The organism is Plantactinospora sp. CNZ320 (assembly GCF_002846275.1).
The window spans coordinates 7,028,242-7,045,857 of record NZ_PJMP01000001.1 but is presented as its reverse complement, the minus strand read 5'-3'; the positions used below and the strand labels follow the sequence as shown (position 1 = coordinate 7,045,857).

General features: G+C 73.1%; 12 protein-coding genes. 2 read left to right on the top strand and 10 right to left on the bottom strand.

Translation table 11 applies throughout. The annotated features are described in order from the left end of the window. Positions 1–6: 6 nt before the first annotated feature. The 8 genes from ffh to ftsY all read right to left on the bottom strand — a co-directional run bounded on the left by ffh (position 7) and on the right by ftsY (position 10,448). Positions 7–1,548: a signal recognition particle protein gene (ffh, locus tag CLT71_RS31485; RefSeq protein ID WP_101370296.1), complete on the bottom strand. Its 1,542-nt coding sequence runs from the start codon at positions 1,546–1,548 to the stop codon at positions 7–9. Positions 1,549–1,798: 250 nt separating this feature from the next. After that, on the bottom strand, positions 1,799–2,473 hold the full coding sequence (locus CLT71_RS31480; RefSeq protein ID WP_101371957.1) for a response regulator transcription factor: 675 nt from the start codon (positions 2,471–2,473) through the stop codon (positions 1,799–1,801). 75 nt (positions 2,474–2,548) lie between these two features. Continuing rightward, positions 2,549–3,715, bottom strand: coding sequence for a sensor histidine kinase (locus CLT71_RS31475; protein ID WP_101370295.1), 1,167 nt, complete (start codon positions 3,713–3,715; stop codon positions 2,549–2,551). A 222-nt stretch (positions 3,716–3,937) separates the two neighbouring features. Then, the gene (locus CLT71_RS31470; RefSeq protein ID WP_486483740.1) at positions 3,938–6,352 is read right to left on the bottom strand and encodes a bifunctional uridylyltransferase/uridylyl-removing enzyme; all 2,415 of its coding nucleotides are present in this window, start codon (positions 6,350–6,352) and stop codon (positions 3,938–3,940) included. Between the two features lie 27 nt (positions 6,353–6,379). Continuing rightward, positions 6,380–6,718 carry a P-II family nitrogen regulator gene (locus CLT71_RS31465; RefSeq protein WP_196205300.1) on the bottom strand — a complete coding sequence of 113 codons (339 nt, stop codon included), beginning with the start codon at positions 6,716–6,718 and terminating at the stop codon, positions 6,380–6,382. Positions 6,719–6,743: 25 nt separating this feature from the next. After that, positions 6,744–8,141 (bottom strand): ammonium transporter, encoded by a 1,398-nt coding sequence (locus CLT71_RS31460; protein ID WP_101370292.1) that lies wholly within the window; start codon positions 8,139–8,141, stop codon positions 6,744–6,746. Positions 8,142–8,371: 230 nt separating this feature from the next. Next, positions 8,372–9,202: an aminoglycoside phosphotransferase family protein gene (locus CLT71_RS31455; RefSeq protein ID WP_486483739.1), complete on the bottom strand. Its 831-nt coding sequence runs from the start codon at positions 9,200–9,202 to the stop codon at positions 8,372–8,374. 46 nt (positions 9,203–9,248) lie between these two features. Beyond that, the gene (ftsY, locus tag CLT71_RS31450; RefSeq protein WP_101370290.1) at positions 9,249–10,448 is read right to left on the bottom strand and encodes a signal recognition particle-docking protein FtsY; all 1,200 of its coding nucleotides are present in this window, start codon (positions 10,446–10,448) and stop codon (positions 9,249–9,251) included. A gap of 150 nt (positions 10,449–10,598) precedes the next feature. Here ftsY and CLT71_RS31445 point away from each other — a divergent pair, with 150 nt between their 5' ends. Both CLT71_RS31445 and CLT71_RS31440 read left to right on the top strand, forming a co-directional pair. Further along, positions 10,599–12,362, top strand: coding sequence for a DUF7800 domain-containing protein (locus CLT71_RS31445; protein ID WP_101370289.1), 1,764 nt, complete (start codon positions 10,599–10,601; stop codon positions 12,360–12,362). 103 nt (positions 12,363–12,465) lie between these two features. Next, entirely contained in the window at positions 12,466–12,984 is a 519-nt protein-coding gene (locus CLT71_RS31440; protein WP_101370288.1) for a DinB family protein, read from the top strand. 27 nt (positions 12,985–13,011) lie between these two features. On the opposite strand, the gene CLT71_RS31435 is transcribed toward CLT71_RS31440, so the two are convergent. Continuing rightward, positions 13,012–13,632, bottom strand: coding sequence for an HAD-IA family hydrolase (locus CLT71_RS31435; protein ID WP_101370287.1), 621 nt, complete (start codon positions 13,630–13,632; stop codon positions 13,012–13,014). After that, positions 13,632–17,213 (bottom strand): chromosome segregation protein SMC, encoded by a 3,582-nt coding sequence (gene smc, locus CLT71_RS31430; protein WP_101371956.1) that lies wholly within the window; start codon positions 17,211–17,213, stop codon positions 13,632–13,634. The genes CLT71_RS31435 and smc overlap by 1 nt, the downstream gene beginning before the upstream one ends. Positions 17,214–17,616: the final 403 nt, after the last annotated feature.

Below are 17,616 nucleotides of genomic sequence, written 5' to 3'. Positions count from 1 at the left end.
TCGACGTCACTTCTCGTCCGGACGCTTGCCGAGCTTGTTGAAGTCGAGCTTCGGCAGCTTGAACCCGGGCGGCAGGCCCTGACCGCCCTGCAACGCGTTCGGGTCGAGCCCCGGCGGCAACTGCGGCATGCCGCCCGGGAAGCCACCGGCCGGGCCGCCGACCCGGGGCCGGCCGCCACCCTTGGTGCCCTTGCGCTTGTTCTTCGGCGACTTGGTCGCCTTGCGCCGGCCGCCGGGCAGGCCCATCATGCCGCCCATCTGCTTCATCATCTTCTGCGCCTCGGCGAAGCGGTTGAGCAGCTGGTTCACGTCCATCACGGTGACGCCGGAGCCGTTCGCGATCCGGGCCCGCCGGGAACCGTTGATGATCTTCGGGTTGGTGCGCTCGCCGGGGGTCATCGACCGGATGATCGCGGTGACCTTGTCGAAGTGCTTGTCGTCGACCTCGGCCAGCTGGTCCTTCATCTGCCCCATCCCGGGCATCATGGCCAGGACGTTGGCGATCGGACCCATCCGGCGTACCGCGATGAGCTGGTCGAGGAAGTCCTCCAGGGTGAACTGCTCGCCGCCCATCAGCTTGGCGGTCATCTTCTCTTTCTGATCGGCGTCGAAGGCCTGCTCGGCCTGCTCGATCAGCGTGAGCACGTCACCCATGCCGAGGATCCGGCTCGCCATCCGGTCCGGGTGGAAGACGTCGAAGTCGGTCAGCTTCTCGCCGGTGGAGGCGAAGAGGATCGGCTGACCGGTGACCTGGCGTACCGAGAGCGCCGCACCACCACGCGCGTCACCGTCGAGCTTGGAGAGGACCACACCGGTGATCCCGACACCGTCCCGGAACGCCTCGGCGGTGCGTACCGCGTCCTGACCGACCATCGCGTCGATCACGAAGATGACCTCGTCCGGGTTGACCGCGTCCCGGATCGCGGCGGCCTGCGCCATCATCTCGGCGTCGATGCCGAGCCGGCCGGCGGTGTCGACGATGACGATGTCCCGGGCGGCCCGCCGGGCGTGCTCGATCGACGCGTTGGCGACCTGGACCGGGTCGCCGACCCCGTTGCCGGGCTCCGGCGCGAAGACCTCGACCCCGGCCCTGCCACCGAGCACCTGCAACTGGTTGACCGCGTTGGGTCGCTGGAGGTCGGCGGCGACCAGCAGCGGCTGGTGCCCCTGCCCCTTCAGCCAGCCGGCCAGCTTGCCGGCGAGGGTCGTCTTACCGGAACCCTGCAGACCGGCCAGCATGATCACGGTCGGCGGCTGCTTGGCGAACTGCAACCGGCGACTCTCGCCGCCCAGCACCGCGACGAGTTCCTCGTGGACGATCTTGATTACCTGCTGGGCCGGGTTGAGCGCCTGGGAGACCTCGGCACCCCGGGCCCGCTCCTTCACACTGGCGATGAAGGACTTGACCACGGGCAGGGCGACGTCCGCCTCCAGCAGCGCCAGCCGGATCTCCCGGGCGGTGGCGTCGATGTCGGCGTCGGTGAGGCGACCCTTGCCACGCAGCTTGGTGAAGATCCCGGACAGGCGGTCACTCAAAGTGTCAAACACGGCGCAGCATCCCGTTTGTCGTATTTACCCGAGCATGGCGTGGCCGAGGCACGGGTGCCCGGCCACCGCAAGGGTAGCCGCCCGCATCCCCCGCCGCTTCCGCCCCGCCCGACCCGGAGGGCCGGCGGCGGGCGCACAACCGGGGCAGCTCGACAGTCTGCCGGGACGGCCATCCTCGCCCGGCTGCCGAGCCACGCGGGACGACCGTCCATCGCCCGGCCGAGGTGCCGCGCCCGGCCGTGCCGGGCGGTCAGGGCTCGACCAGGCCGGACTGGTAGGCGTACACCACCAACTGGGCCCGGTCCCGGGCGCCGAGCTTGACCATTGCCCGGCTGACGTGGGTACGCGCCGTCGCCGGGCTGACCAGCAGCCGGCTGCCGATCTCGTCGTTGCTCAGCCCCTCGCCGACCAGCCCGACGACCTGCCGCTCCCGCTCGGTCAGCGTGTCCAACCGGGGATGCGGCCGGAGCACCCGGGACGGCCGGGTGGCGAACTCCCGGACCACCCGCCGGGTCACCGACGGGGAGAGCAGCGCCTCGCCGCTGGCGACCAGCCGGATGGCCCGGAGCAGCTCGACCGGCCTGGTGTCCTTGGTCAGGAAACCGCTGGCACCGTACCGGAGCGCCTCGAAGACGTACGCGTCGAGTTCGAAGGTGGTCAGCACCACCACCCGGGTACCGGCCAGTTCCGGGTCGGCGACGATCCGCCGGGTCGCCTCGATGCCGTCGATCCCGGGCATCCGGACGTCCATCAGCACCACGTCGGGGCGTTCCCGCCGGGTCACCGCCAGCGCGTCCAGCCCGTCCGCCGCCTCACCGACCACCCGCAGGTCCGACTCGCTCTCCACCAGGGCGCGCAGCCCCAGCCGGACCAGGTCCTGGTCGTCCGCGATCAGTACCCCGATCGGCGCGCTCCGCCCGGTCATCCCAGCCTCCTCCGCGGTCATCTCTGCCCTCCCCCGGTCACTCAGGCGTCACCCGGCCACTCCCGCCTCCGCCGGTCAGTCCCACGTCCGCAGGGGCAGTCGGGCGAAGACCCGGAACCCGCCGGCCGGACGCGGCCCGACCTCCAGCGCGCCGCCGAGCGCACCGACCCGCTCCCGCATCCCGGTCAGCCCGTGCCCCTCCCCCGGACCGGCCGCCCCCGAACCGCCGTGCCCGGTGTCGACCACCTCAACGGTCACCTCGTCCGGCAGGTACCCGATCCGGACCGTCGCGGCGGCGGTGCCGGCGTGCCGCAGCACATTGGTCAGCGACTCCTGCACCACCCGGTACGCGGCCAGGTCGACCGCCAGCGGCAGGGGCCGGCGGTCGCCGTCGTACTCCAAGGTCACCGGCAGTCCGGTCTGGCGCAGCCGGCCGGTGAGCGCCGCCACCTGGTCCAGTCCGGGCACCGGAGCCCGATCGACGGCGGCGTCCCGGCGGACCACCGAGAGGGTCACCCGGAGCTCGTCCAGCGCCTCCCGGCTGGTCCGGCTGATCGCGGTCAACGCCGTCTCCGCCTGCTCCGGGCGCTTCGCCAGCAGGTGCAGGGCGATCTCGGCCTGCATGTTGATCGCGGCCAGCCCGTGCCCGACCACGTCGTGCACCTCCTGGGCGATCCGCAGCCGCTCGTCGTCGGCCAGCCGGCGGGCCTGCTCGATCCGGTCCCGGGCGGCGGCCTGGCGGTTGTTGCGCACCGTGACCCCCACCGCGAACGGCACGACGATCCACGCCGCACCCGGCAGCAGGCCGGACAGCCCCACCGGCTCGCGCAGCGAGACGAAGACGTGCGTCAGCAGCGCCGCGAGTGCCGGAACAGAACCGAACACCGCCCGACGGATCGGCAGATGCCGGGCGACCGTGTAGACCGCGACGAAGAACGAGACCAGGATCGGACCGTACGGATAACCGGCCACCAGGTACGCCGAGGTGGCCACCGTGCCGAGCGCCAACGTGACCAGCGGCCAGCGGCGGCGTACCACAAGCGCCAGCGCCGCCACGGTGACCAGCAGGTCGGCCGTACCGTCGACAGGTGCGGCGTCCGGGAAGTTCTGCGTCGCGCCGCGGGTGCCGACATAGCCGACCAGCAGCAGCACCAGCGCGAGCGCGGCGTCGGCCAGCAGACTGCCCCACCGCCCACCGGCCCGGCGCAGCCCGCCGGTCGCCTCCCGTCCCCGCGTCGTCATCTGTGCCGAGGATGTCATGCCGGCACTCCTGTCCGGCCGCCGTGCACCGGTCGGCGCGTCCGTCGGAGTGCCCGGCGACGACCACGGTCGGCTGACCGTGGGTGGATGTCCGCCATGCCCCCGACGATCCCGCCCGACGGCCCCGGCGGCGTCGCCCGCCGGGCGGCCTTCCGGCTACGTCCGCTGACGTAGCCGGCACCGGTTCAGTCAGCAGCGGGCGGTTCAGCCGGCGGCGGCGAGCACGGCGGCCTCGACCCGGTCCCGCTCCGCCTCGTCGGGCCAGCTTCCGACCAGGTAGAAGGCGTCGACGACGTCACCGCCGAGGGTGGAGATCCGGGCCGCCCGCACCTGGGCGCCGGCCTCGTCGAGCGCGCTGGTGACCCGGTAGAGCAGCCCGCCCGCGTCGGCGGCCCGCAGCTCCAGCACCACGGCGTCGGTGGCGGCGGCCCGGTGCCAGACCACCCGGGGTGGCGAGCCACCGCCCCGGGCCGCCAGCGCGCGGCCGCGCAGTCGCTGGGTCACCGAGACGTCCCCGGTGACCGCCCGGCGCAGGTCGGCGGCGAGCGCGACCGGTTCGGGCGGGATGCCGTAGCGGGGCTGGACCAGGAACTCGACCAGGGCCGTCTCGCCTACCATGCTGGCGTCGGCGGCGAGCACCTCCAGCCGGTGCAGGGCCAGGCAGCCGGCGACCGCGGCGAGCAGTCCCCGCCGGTCCGCCGCGGCCACCGCCACCCGGTCCCCCTCCAGGTGTACGGCCGGCAGCGGCCCCGCCACCAGCGCCGGATCCGGGGTCGGCGGCTCGGGAAGCCGGCCGGTGTCGAGCCTGGTGTGCACCCGGCGGACCAGTTCGGCGACCAGCCGGGCCTTCCAGTCCGACCAGGCGGCCGGTCCGGTCGCCTGCGCGTCGGCTCGGGCCAGCGCGTGCAGCAGGCTCAGCGTGCCGGTGTCCCGCACCGCCTCGGCCACCCCCGCGATGGTGACCGGGTCGGCGAGGTCCCGTCGGGTCGCCACCTCGGGCAGCAGCAGGTGCAGCCGGACCAGCCGCTCGATCAGCTCGACCTCGGCCGGCGGCAGCCCGATCCGGGTGGCGATCCGGGCCGCGATCGGTGCACCGACGAGGCTGTGGTCACCGCCCAGTCCCTTCCCGACGTCGTGCAGGAAGGCGGCGAGCAGCAGCAGGTCGGGGCGGTCCACCTCGCGGGCGTACCCGGTCGCCTCGGCGGCGGTCTGCACCAGGTGCCGGTCGAGTGTGTAGCGGTGTACCGGGTTGTGCTGCGGCAGGCTACGCATCCGGGGCCACTCCGGCAGCCAGCCGTCGACCAGGCCGTACCGGTCACAGGTCTCCCAGGTGCCGACCAGCCCCGGGCCGGCACCGAGCAGGGTGATCAGCGCCGCCCGGGCGGCCGGCGGCCAGGGCGTCGGCAGCGGCGGGCAGTAGGCGGCGAGCCACTCGCAGGTGGCGCGGGCGATCGGCAACCGGGCGCTGGCCGCGGCGGCGGCGACCCGCAGCGACAGGCTCGGGTCGGGGCGGGCCCCGATGGCGGTCCGGGCGAGGACCAGTTCGCCGTCCTGCTCCACCACGTCCCGGGCGACCGGGCGGCGCAGCGGCCGGCCGTCGGCGCCCCGTCGTCGCCCGGACCGGAGCCGGTCGGCGGCCCGCCAGGCGTCGTCCAGGGCGTGGCTGATGGTCCGGGCGTCTCCGGCGACCTGGCGCAGCAGCGCGTCACCGGGCTCGGCGACGGCAGGCGTTGCCGCCGCTTGGGCGCCATCCCGGGCCGGCACGCCGCCGTCGTCGGCCGACCCGTCGCCGTGCGGCGGAAGCTGTCGAGGGGTGGGGCCGGTGGTGCCGCGCCGGAGTTGGCGTAGCCCGAGCAGCTCGGCGACGGCGGCCCGCTCCTGGGCGAGGAGCCGGTCGACACGGCGGCCGAGCGAGGTGTGCAGGGCGTCCCGGGTGTCCAGCATCCGCAGGTGCGCGGCCCGGACGGCGGGACGGAGCGTGTCGCTGATCCCGGCGAAGGCGATGGCCCGGAGCAGCGCCACGTCGCGCAGGCCGCCGGCCGCCTCCTTGAGGTCGCCCTCCAGCAGGAACGCCAGCTCGCCGTGCGCCTGCCAGCGGGTCGCGGTGATCTCGCGCAGCGCCGGCAGCACGCGTACGGCGGTCCGCCGCCACTGGTCCGCGGCGGCCTCGATCAGCCGGGTGGAGAGTGCCCGGTCCCCGGCGACGTGCCGGGCGTCGAGCAGGCCGAGCGCGACCTTGACGTCGTCGTGTGCGACGGAGAGCGCCTCGGGGATGGTGCGCACCGAGTGGTCGAGGCCGAGCCGGGCGTCCCAGATCGGATACCAGAGCGCGGCGGCCAGCTCGTCGGTGCCGGGCACCCCGGCGTGCAACAGGACCAGGTCCAGGTCGCCGCAGGGCGCGCACTGCCGGCGGCCGAGTCCGCCGACCGCGATCAGGGCGACCCCGTCGGCCGAGGTCGCGGTCGTGCCGCCCCGGCTGCCGGCGGTCTTGCGCAGTCCGTCGGCGAGCAGCCCGGTCAGCCAGGCGTCCAGCGCCGCCGCCCGCTGCTCGCGGGCGGCGGCGCCGATGCCGGGGACGACCAGGGGCTTCGGGTCGACCTGACCGGTGGTCAGCGGCATGGATCCCCTGGTCATCGTGACGATCGCCTAGAGCGCGTCGAGGCCGCGCTCGCCGGTACGGACCCGGATGACGTCCTCGACGCCGGTCACCCAGACCTTTCCGTCACCGATCTTGCCGGTACGGGCGGCGGTGACCACCGCGTCGACCACCTTGTCGACGTCGATCTCGTCGGTCAGCACCTCGACCCTGATCTTCGGCAGGAACTCGACGGTGTACTCGGCACCCCGGTACACCTCCGTGTGGCCCTTCTGCCGTCCGTACCCCTGGACCTCGCTGACGGTCAGGCCGGCCACGCCCAGGGCGTGCAGCGCCTCCTTCACCGCGTCCAGCTGGTACGGCTTGATGACCGCGGTCACCAGCTTCATATCCAACCCCTCCATCGCAGAAACGTTAGCCGGCGACCTTCTCGCTGACCGGGGCGGCGGGCTCGGCCGCCGGGGTGCTGCTGTTCGACGTGCCGATTCCGGCCATGGCGAAGGCGCCGCCGCCGCTGCCGGAAGCCGTGGAGAGGTCGTAGCCGCTCTCCGCGTGCTCCGCGATGTCGATGCTGTCGACCTCGGCCTCCTGGGAGACCCGGAAGCCGATGGTCTTCTGGATAACGAAGGCCAGCAGCCAGGCGACGCCGAAGGACCAGACGGTGACGATCACACCGGCCAGGGCCTGCCGCCCGAGCTGGGTGGCGCCGCCGCCGTAGAAGAGGCCGTCGGAGGCACCGATCACGTCGGTGATCGCCCCGTTGACGCTGTTGGTGGCGAAGAGACCGAGCCAGAGCGAGCCGATCCAGCCGCCGACGAAGTGCACGCCGACCACGTCGAGGGAGTCGTCGTAGCCGAGCTTGTACTTCAGGCTGACCGCGAGCGCGCAGACCGCACCGGAGACCAGGCCGAGCAGCACCGCCGCCCAGGGGGCGATGAAGCCACAGGCCGGGGTGATCGCCACCAGGCCGGCGATGGCGCCAGAGGAGGCACCGACCAGGGTCGGCCTGCCACCCCTGATCCACTCGACGATGATCCAGCCGAGCACGGCGGCGGCGGTGGCGAGCTGGGTGTTGATGAAGGCCAGGCCGGCGACCGAGTCGACGGTCAGCTCCGAGCCGGCGTTGAAGCCGAACCAGCCGAACCAGAGCAGACCGGCGCCGAGGGCCACCAGCGGGATGTTGTGCGGCTTCATGACCTCGCGGGGCCAGCCGAGCCGCTTGCCGAGTACCAGCGCCACGGCGAGCGCGGCAGCACCGGCGTTGATGTGCACCGCGGTACCGCCGGCGAAGTCGAGCGCGTGGATGTCGCCGCCGATGATGCCGCCGCCCCACACCCAGTGCGCGACCGGGAAGTAGACCAGGGTCGCCCAGCCGAACGCGAAGAGCAGCCAGCCGGCGAACTTGGCCCGGTCGGAGATGGCGCCGCTGATCAGCGCGACGGTGATCACCGCGAAGACCATCTGGAACGCCATGAAGACGTAGAGCGGTACGCCGATGCCGCTGGGGTTCTCGGCCGTCGCACCCCACAGGTCCGTCTCGGCCAGGAAGGTCTTGGTGCCGAGGTACTGGCCCGGGTCGCCCCAGAAGCCGTTCACGTCCGTACCGAACGCCACGCTGAAACCGTAGAACCACCACAGAACAGAGATGAGCCCGATCGCGGAGAAGCTCATCATCATCATGTTGAGCACGCCCTTGGACCGGTTCAGGCCGCCGTAGAACAGCGCCAGACCGGGCGTCATGAGCAACACGAGCGCCGTCGACACCAGCAGCCACACGGTGTTGCCGGAGTCGATCGTCGGTGCTTCAGGCACGCTGGCCTCCTAAAGTTGGTTTCCCTCCTTCCCGGCCCACGAAAGGCAGCATCGCCCGTACGCCGGTTGCGCGGAAGCTTCCTGGCTGGAGGTTTCACGCGTGGTGCCCGCCCGGTTTCCACGGCGTCACGGGTTGTTTCCAACGTGTGAAGAAGCTCGCACTATCGATGGAACGGACAGGGGCATACCAACCGAATAGCCCGTGGTGGATGTACGGACAGCGACAAGCGCTACCGGAGCGCGTACTCCAGGGTGTGCCGTTCGTAGTCGAGCAGCCGGAGATCGCGCATCGGGCGCCGGAGGTGACCCTTGTGCACGATCCGGACGAATGCCGGGTCACCGGCCGCCGCCATCCGGCGGATCCCCTCGACGTGGTCCACGATCCGCTTCCGGATGGTCCGGACCAGCCGATGCCGGTCCCGGGGGATCAGCCCGTACGCGTCGGCGAAGAGCCGCAGCCGGCGCGGCCGGTTGGGCCGCTGCCAGCCCAGGGTGTAGGAGTCCCGGTCGGAGAAGAGCGGCACCCAGGTCCAGGCCGCGTACGCCACGTCGTAGATCCGGGCACCCGGCGAGGCGAGGTCGAAGTCGATCAGGGCGAGGGTGCCGTCCGGCCGCCAGATCACGTTGTGCGGGGCGGCGTCGTGGTGGCAGATCACCTCGGTGTCCGGCGGGGGCGGCCCGAACGAGCGCCAGACCGCGTTCGGCGGCGGCTGGAAACCGTACTGCGCGTCGTGGAACATCCGCAGCATGGTGGCGACGGTGACCAGCGCCTCGTCGGTGACCCAGTGCGGGGCGAGCGGGTACTCCCCGCACTCCCCCTCCAGGTAGGACAGCACCTCACGGTTGCGCGAGTCCATCCCGAGCGCCCGGGGCGAGCCGGTGAAGCCGACGTACTCCAGGTGCCGGAGCAGGGCATGCACCGACGGCGTCCACGGCCCGGCGTTGCGCCGGACCGTGTCGCCCACCCGCACGACGGTGCTGACGTTCCCGCCATGCAGCGGGATCTCCTGCGAAGTCACGTACGTCTCTCCTGTGCAGCGGCGCCGGAACAGCGTCACCAGGCCCGCGCCCGGGTGCGGGGCGGGGTAAGCGATCAGTCCCCCGAGATTACGCGTCCACGCCAAGTGGCTCGGTGCCGAGGAGCGCGTCGACGAACTGCGCCGGATCGAACGGCGCAAGATCGTCGGGGCCCTCGCCGAGCCCCACCAGCTTCACCGGGATGCCGAGCTTGCGCTGCACCGCGATCACGATGCCGCCCTTGGCGGTGCCGTCGAGCTTGGTCAGCACCACGCCGGTGACGTCCACCACCTCGGTGAAGACCCGGGCCTGCTCCAGGCCGTTCTGCCCGGTGGTGGCGTCCAGCACCAGCAGGGTCTCGTCCACCGGGCCGTGCCGGGAGACCACCCGCTTGATCTTGCCGAGTTCGTCCATCAGGCCGACCTTGTTCTGCAACCGGCCGGCGGTGTCGATCAGCACGGTGTCGACGGACGCCTCGATGCCGCGCTGCACCGCGTCGAAGGCGACGCTGGCCGGGTCCGCCCCCTCGGGACCCCGGACCACCTCGGCGCCGACCCGGCCGGCCCAGGTGGTGAGCTGCTCGGCAGCGGCGGCCCGGAACGTGTCGGCGGCACCGAGCAGCACCGTACGCCCGTCGGCGATCAGCACCCGGGCCACCTTGCCGCAGGTGGTGGTCTTGCCTGCACCGTTCACCCCGACCACCAGCAGCACCGCCGGGGTCTCCCCGTCCCGGGTCGCCCGCAGCGACCGGTCCAGCGTCGGGTCGAGTACGCCCACCAGCTCGGCGGCGAGCAGCGCCCGCAACTCGGTCGCGCTGCGGGTGCCGAGTACCGCGGTCCGCTCCCGCAGCCGGTCGACGATCTCCCGGGTCGCCTCGACCCCGACGTCGGCGCCGATCAGGCTGTCCTCGATCTCCTCCCAGACCTCCTCGTCCAGGTGGTCCCGGGCGAGCAGGCTGAGCAGGCCCTTGCCGAAGACGTTCTGCGACCGGGAGAGCCGGGCCCGCAACCGGACCATCCGCCCGGCGGTCGGCTCCGGCCGCTCCACCACCACCGGCGCCTCGACCTCGGTCGGTGCCGGCGGCGCCTCGGCGGGTGGGGTGAGCACGTCTGTCGGCGGTGCCGCCGTTGGACTGGGTGGCACCGGTGGCACCGGCGGAGCGGGCGGGATCGGCGGCAGCGGCGGCGCGGCCCGGCCACCTCGGCGGGTCACCACCAGACCGACCATCAGGCCCACCGCGAGGAGCACCAGCACGCCGGCCACGACCAGCATGACGACGAGGTTGTCCATACGGGCGATCCTGTCAGACGCCGGACGGGTTGGCGCGGGCGCCGCACCTGTGCCGGGGTGTTACACCCGAGTAGGCTCGCCGCGAAGCTCCGGTAAGCACCGCGGGCAACCGGGTGTCCACCACCCCTTACCTCGCTCGGAGGTCGTCGCATGTCCACCGCCCGGCTCCTGATCGGCCCGGTCCTGCGCCGGGTCGTCGGCTCCAGGGCCACCGTCTGGGTGGAGACCAGCGCCCCGACCCTGGTCCGGGTCACCACGCCGGACGGCGCGGCCGGCGAGGCGGTCACCTTCAGCGCGTTCGACCACCACTACGCGCTGGTGGTGGTGGAGGGGCTGGAGCCGGGGCAGAGCACGCCCTACCAGGTCTTTCTCGACGACGAGCAGGTCTGGCCGGAGCCCGGGGCGAAGTTCCCGCCGAGTGTGATCCGGACCCGTCCGGCCGACGACTTCGGGGCACGGCTGGTCTTCGGCTCGTGCCGGGAGACCACCCAGCACTCCACGGCGCGGAAGCTGCCGCCGGACGCGCTCGACGCGTACGCCCGGCGGTTGATGGCGTCGGTCGGGGCCGGCAGGTCGGGCGAACAGGGCGGGCCCGCGGACGCCGCCGACGGCTGGCCGGACCTGCTCGTGCTCCTCGGTGACCAGGTCTACGCCGACCAGACCTCGCCGACGGTACGCAAGCTGCTGCGCCGCCGCCGCGACCGCAGTGCCGGCGCCCCGGCCGACCAGGTGGTCAGCTTCGACGAGTACACCAAGCTCTATCTGGAGTCGTGGCGGGATCCGGAGATCCGCTGGCTCTTCTCCACCGTGCCGAGCGTGATGATCTTCGACGACCACGAGATCATCGACGACTGGAACACCTCGAACCCGTGGCGCACCGAGACGCACCGCGAGCCCTGGTGGTCGGAGCGGATCTCCAGCGGGCTCGCGTCGTACTGGGTCTACCAGCACCTCGGCAACCTCGAACCGGACGAGATCGCCGCCGACCCCGTCTACGCCAAGGTCGTCGCCGCCGAGGACGCGACCTCGGTACTTCGCGAGTTCGGCGCCCGGGTCGACGCGGAGGCGACCGGCTACGACGCCGCGCTGGGCGAGGGGAAGACCCCGGCCGAGGCCGCCCCAGCCGGCCGCTACCAGTGGAGCTACTCCCTCGACGTCGGCCGTACCCGGCTGGTGGTGCTGGACAACAGGTGCAGCCGGGTGCTCGACCCGACACACCGGGCGATGCTGCCGCCGACCGAGTGGGCCTGGTTCACCGACCAGGTGCACGGCGAGTACGACCACCTGGTGGTCGGCTCCTCGCTGCCCTGGCTGCTGCCGCCCGGCATCCACCACCTGGAGTCCTGGAACGAGCGGCTGGCCGACTCGGGCCGGCCCCGGGTGGCGGCGTTCTCCGAACGGCTGCGCCGAGGGCTGGACCTGGAGCACTGGGCGGCGTTCCGCCGGTCGTTCGACGCGCTCGCCCAGGTCTTCGTCCGGCTCGGCAGCGGTCCCGCCGGGCAACCCGGCGACCGGGTCGGTGCCGGGCCGGCGTACCCGCCACCGGCGTCGATAAGTGTGCTCTCCGGCGACGTGCACCACTCCTACGTCGCCCGGGCACGCTTCCCCGGCGCCCCGACCACCACTCCGGTACACCAGTTGACCTGCTCGCCGATCCACAACCAGATCCCCGGGCCGATGCGGCCGCTGCTCCGGCTCGGCTGGTGGCGCGCCCCGTCCGTGGCGACCCGGGCGCTGGCCCGCACAGCCGGGGTCAGGCGGCCGCCGGTGCGCTGGCGCAAGCTCGACGGCCCGTACTTCGGCAACGCGGTGAGCACGCTGCGGCACGAGAGCCGTACCGCCGAGGTCACCATCGAGGGCACCGCGTCGGACGGCACCCTGCGCACGGTGGCCCGGCGTACCCTGACGCGCTGATCGAGGGGCCGGTGGCTCTCTCCGGCAAAGCGCCGGCCCACGTCCAACGCCGCCACCGCACGGCGGGGCGGCGGGGCGGCTAGGCACATGCGATCATGACGCGATGACCTGGACCGCACCCGACATCGACCGACAGCGCGCACCAGTGGTCGCGGACGAGCGCACAATGCTCGAGGGCTGGCTCGACTTCCACCGGCAGACCCTGCTGCACAAGTGCGCCGGGTTGACCGCCGAACAGCTCCGCACCGCCAGCGTCGAACCCTCCGGACTGACCCTGATCGGCCTGGTCCGGCACTGCGCCGACAACGAGCGGTACTGGTTCCGCCAGCAGTTCGCCCAGCTCGACGTGCCGTGGCTGTACTACACCCCGGAGCAGCCCGACGGCGACCTCGAAGGCGTCGCCGACGCGGATCCAGCAACCGAGTTCGACACCCTACGGGAGGAAATCGAACTGGGCCGCCAGGCCGTCGCCGGCCGCGGCCTGGACGAGACCTACGTCAGCTCGCGCGGCAAGGACATCAGCCTGCGCTGGGTCTACCTGCACATGATCGAGGAGTACGCCCGGCACAACGGCCACGCCGACCTGATCCGGGAACGCATCGACGGCACTACGGGCGAATAGCGCGCGGGGGGATCGGCCGGCCGACCGTCAGTACGCCAACGCGGCGCGCAGGTAGCGCAGGTCCGCCGGCCCGTTCCACCGGTACGCCGACAGCCCGGCCACCCTGGCACCCCGCACCGACCGGTCCGAGTCGTCGACGAAGAGCACCTGGGCCGGCGGTGCGCCGACGGCCAGGCAAGCCTCGCGGAAGTACTCCTTGGCCGGCTTCGCCACGCCCAGCTTCGACGAGTTGACCACCACGTCCACCTCGTCGGTCAGGCCGAGCAGCGCCAGGTCGGCGTCGAGCAGGTCGGTGGCGTTGGTGGCCAGCCCGACCCGGATCCCGGCGGCCCGCACCCGGCGGACGAAGTCGAGGACGTCCTGGTCCACCGTGCCCCGGTCGGCCTGCCACTCGTCCACCGCCGCCCGGGCCCGGTCCTGCCCACCGGCCGGCTCGGCGAGCGCGTCGACGATCGCGACCAGCCAGTCGGCGTGACTGAGCTGCCCGGTCACCGCCGGTTGCAGCAGTGACCAGCGCATCGCGGTGTCGTAGAGCGCACCGGCCGGCAGCCCGTACCGGCGCTCGATGGCGGCGCTGGTCTGCGGATCCCACCGCCGCAGTACCCCGTCGAGGTCCACCAGCAGGGCGGTCGCCCGTTCCCGGGGCATCAGTTCTCCTCGTCGTTGCTGAGCCGCTGGCTGATCACCTGGGTCACGCCGCTGCGCATGGTCACGCCGTACAAGGCGTCGGCCACCTCCATCGTCCGCTTCTGGTGGGTGATCACGATGAGCTGGCTCTTCTCCCGCAACTGCGCCATCAGGGTGATCAGGCGGCCCAGGTTGACGTCGTCAAGCGCCGCCTCGACCTCGTCCATGATGTAGAACGGGCTGGGCCGGGCCCGGAAGATCGCCACCAGCATCGCCACGGCGGTCAGCGACCGCTCGCCGCCGGAGAGCAGCGAGAGCCGCTTGATCTTCTTGCCCGGCGGGCGGGCCTCCACCTCTACGCCTGTGGTGAGCAGGTCCTCCGGGTCGGTGAGCACCAACCGCCCCTCGCCGCCGGGGAAAAGCACGGTGAAGACCTGCTCGAACTCCCGGGCCGTGTCGTGGTAGGCGCTGGCGAAGACCTCCAGGATCCGGTCGTCGACGTCCTTGACCACGGTGAGCAGGTCACGGCGGGTCGCCTTGAGGTCTTCGAGCTGCTCGGAGAGGAACTTGTAGCGCTCCTCCAGGGCGGCGAACTCCTCCAGGGCGAGCGGGTTGACCTTGCCGAGCAGGGCCAGTTCGCGTTCCGCCTTGGCTGCCCGCTTCTCCTGTACCGGCCGCTCGAACGGTACCGGCTCCGGCGCCGGCCGGTCGTCGCGCTCGGCGGCGGCGATCTCGGCCTGGCTGGGCGGGACGGGCTGCTGGGGGCCGTACTCGGCGATCAGCGTCTCCACGTCCAACCCGAAGTCCTCGGCCGCCTTCGCCTCCAGCTGCTCGATCCGCAGCCGCTGCTCGGCCCGGGCCACCTCGTCCCGGTGTACCGCGCTGGTCAGCCGCTCCAGGTCGGCACCGAGCCGCTTGGCCGCGCCGCGTACCTCCTGAAGTTCGGCCTCCCGGGCGGACCGGGCCGCCGCGACCTCGTCCCGGGTCTGCTCGGCCGTGGCCAGCGAGACCGCGAGCCGGGTCAGCGCCTCCCGGGCGCCGAACTCGACGGCGCGGGCGATGCCGGCGCCCCGGGCCCGGGCGGCCCGCCGGGCGGCGGCCCGCTCCCGGGCGGCCCGTTCGGCGGCGGCCTGCCGGGCCAGCGAGTCGGCCCGGCCGGCGATCGAGGCGACCCGCTCCTCGGCGGTACGCACCGCGAGCCGGACCTCCATCTCGTTCTGCCGGGCCTGCGGCAGGTACGCCGCCAGCTCGTCCCGCTCCTCGGTGGACGGGTCCGCGTCGATCGGGGTCGCCTCGGCCAGCCGGAGCCGCTCCTCCAGCTCGGCCAGGCCGGCGAGGTCGCGCTCCCGGGCCTGCTCGGCGCGGCTGCGCGACTCGGCGAGCCGGTCCATCTCGGCCTTTGCCGACCGGGCGGCGGCGCCCAGCTCGGCCAGCCGGCGGGCGGCGGCGTTGCGCTGCCCCTCCGCGTCCCGCTTCACCGCCGCGGCGGCGGCCACCGCCTGCTTGCGCTCGGCGACCTCCTCGCGGGCCTCACCGAGCTGTTCACGCAGCTCGGCGATGGTCTGCTCGGCGGCGAGGCGGTTGGCCCGAGCCTCCTCGACCGCCGCCTGCACCTCCAGGAAGCTCGGTGCCTTGGCCGAACCGCCGGCCGCCGCGTAGCCGCCGACCACGTCACCGTCGGCGGTCACCGCGCGCAGTTCCGGGTTGCCGGCCACCAGCCTGGTCGCGGCCTCCAGCGTGTCGACGAGTACGACGTCGCGCAGCGCCCGGTGCACCGCCGGGCGTACCCCGTCGGGACAGCCGACCAGGTCGGGTGCCCAGCGCGCCCCGTCGGGCAGGGCGGGGCGGAGCGCGTCCGGTGAGCCGATCATGCCCGGCCCGGCCTGACCGCCGACCAGCAGCTCGGCCCGGCCGGCGTCCTGGATCTTCAGCCACCGCATCGCCTCGGCCGCCTCGTCGACCCCGGCCACCGCGACCGCGTCGGCCAGTGAGCCGAGCGCGGCGGCGAGCGCGGCCTCGTGACCCGGCGCGACGGTCAGCAGCCCGGCCAGGCTGCCGAGCAGCCCCGGCACCTGGTCGGCGCGGGCCAGCAGCGCCCCGGCGCCGTCCTTGCGGCGCAGCCCCATCGACAGCGCCTCTTCCCGGGCCTTCCAGGTCGCCGCGTCCTTCTCCGCCGCCCGTTCGGCGTCGGAGAGGGTACGCACCCGGGCCGCCGCCTCCTCCTGCGCGGCGACCGCCTCGGCGTGCCTGGCGTCCAGCTCGGCGTTGTCCCGGTCCGCCTCCGAGGACTGCTCGGCGACGGCGTCCAGCTCGTTCTGGGTCTGCTCGGCCCGCAGTTGCGCGTCGGCGTGCGCGGCGGCCAGCCGTTCGATCTCCTCCGCCGCCGAACCGGTACGCGCCCGCGCCGAGTTGACCTGCCCGGTCAGCTTGGCCAGCCCCTCCCGCCGGTCGGCGATCGCCTTCGCCGCCGCGACGAGGGCGCGTTCCGCCTCGGCGAGCTGGCGTTCGAGCTGCTGGCGACTCTCCACCGCCTCGGCCAGCCGGATCTGGTCCTCGGTGAGGGCGGCCCGCAGCTCCTCCTCGTGCGCGCGAACCTCCTCGGCCTCGGCCTCCAGGCGGTCCGGGTCCCGGCCGGGGCGCTCGTCGTCCGGGGTGGTGCTCAGGTGCCGCAGCCGCTCCCGGGCCAGCTGCTCGGTGGAGCGGAACCGCTCGGTGAGTGCGGAGAGCTTGTACCAGGTCTCCTGGGCCCTGGCCAGCAGCGGGGCGTCCTCGGCGAGCGCCTCCTCCAGCTCGGCGAGCCGGGACTGCACCTCGGCGTGCTCCGCCTCGACCTGCTCCCGGCGCTGACGCAGGGCCGCCTCGTCGGCGATCTCCTTGTCCAGGGTCGAGCGGAGCGTGGCCAGATCGTCGGCGAGCAGCCGCAGCCGGGCGTCCCGCAAGTCGGCCTGGATGCCCTGGGCCCGCCGGGCCACCTCGGCCTGCCGGCCCAGCGGCTTGAGCTGACGGCGCAGCTCGGCGGTGAGGTCGGTCAGCCGGTTCAGGTTGACCTGCATCGCGTCGAGCTTGCGCAGCGCCTTCTCCTTGCGCTTGCGATGCTTGAGTACGCCCGCCGCCTCCTCGATGAAGGCCCGCCGATCCTCCGGCTTCGCGTGCAGTACGGCGTCGAGCTGGCCCTGCCCGACGATGACGTGCATCTCCCGGCCGATGCCGGAGTCGGAGAGGAGTTCCTGGATGTCGAGGAGCCGGCAGGAGTCGCCGTTGATCTCGTATTCGCTCTCGCCGGACCGGAACATCCGGCGGGTGATCGACACCTCCGTGTAGTCGATCGGCAGCGCCCCGTCGGTGTTGTCGATCGTCAGGGTGACCTCGGCCCGTCCCAGTGGCGCCCGGCCGGCGGTACCGGCGAAGATCACGTCCTCCATCTTGCCGCCGCGCAGCGCCTTGGCGCTGTGCTCGCCGAGCACCCAGGCGATCGCGTCGACGACGTTCGACTTGCCCGAGCCGTTCGGGCCCACCACACAGGTGATCCCCGGCTCCAGCTTGAAGGTCGTGCTGGAGGCGAAGGACTTGAAGCCCTTCACCGTCAGGCTCTTGAGATACACGTTCCCGATCCTCGTCCGGCGCGACCGCCGGGCGGCCCCAGCGCTTCCCGGTCCGTCCCGCTTCCGGTCCGGCACCACCGGCGACCGGGTCGTCGGCCGGTCGGCCACGCCCCAGGAGTCGGCGGAGACTGCTTGCCCCCGGCGGTGGGAGCCTGGTCAACCCGCAGGGTAACCCGGCGGCGGTCGTCCTGCGCGACGCGGCACGCGCCGACCAGCGTATCGGATCATCCGAGCCCACCGGCCGGGCAGCGCACAGGCCCCGCCGGCGCCAAGACGGACCCGACCGGCACTCAGGCCGGGGCGGCGGGGGCCCGGGAACAGAACTGCGCGCCGCCACAGGTGTGTCGGCGCGCTTTTTCTGGTTGCGATTCAGTTGACAGGCGGGGGCGCCGGTTACCCGACG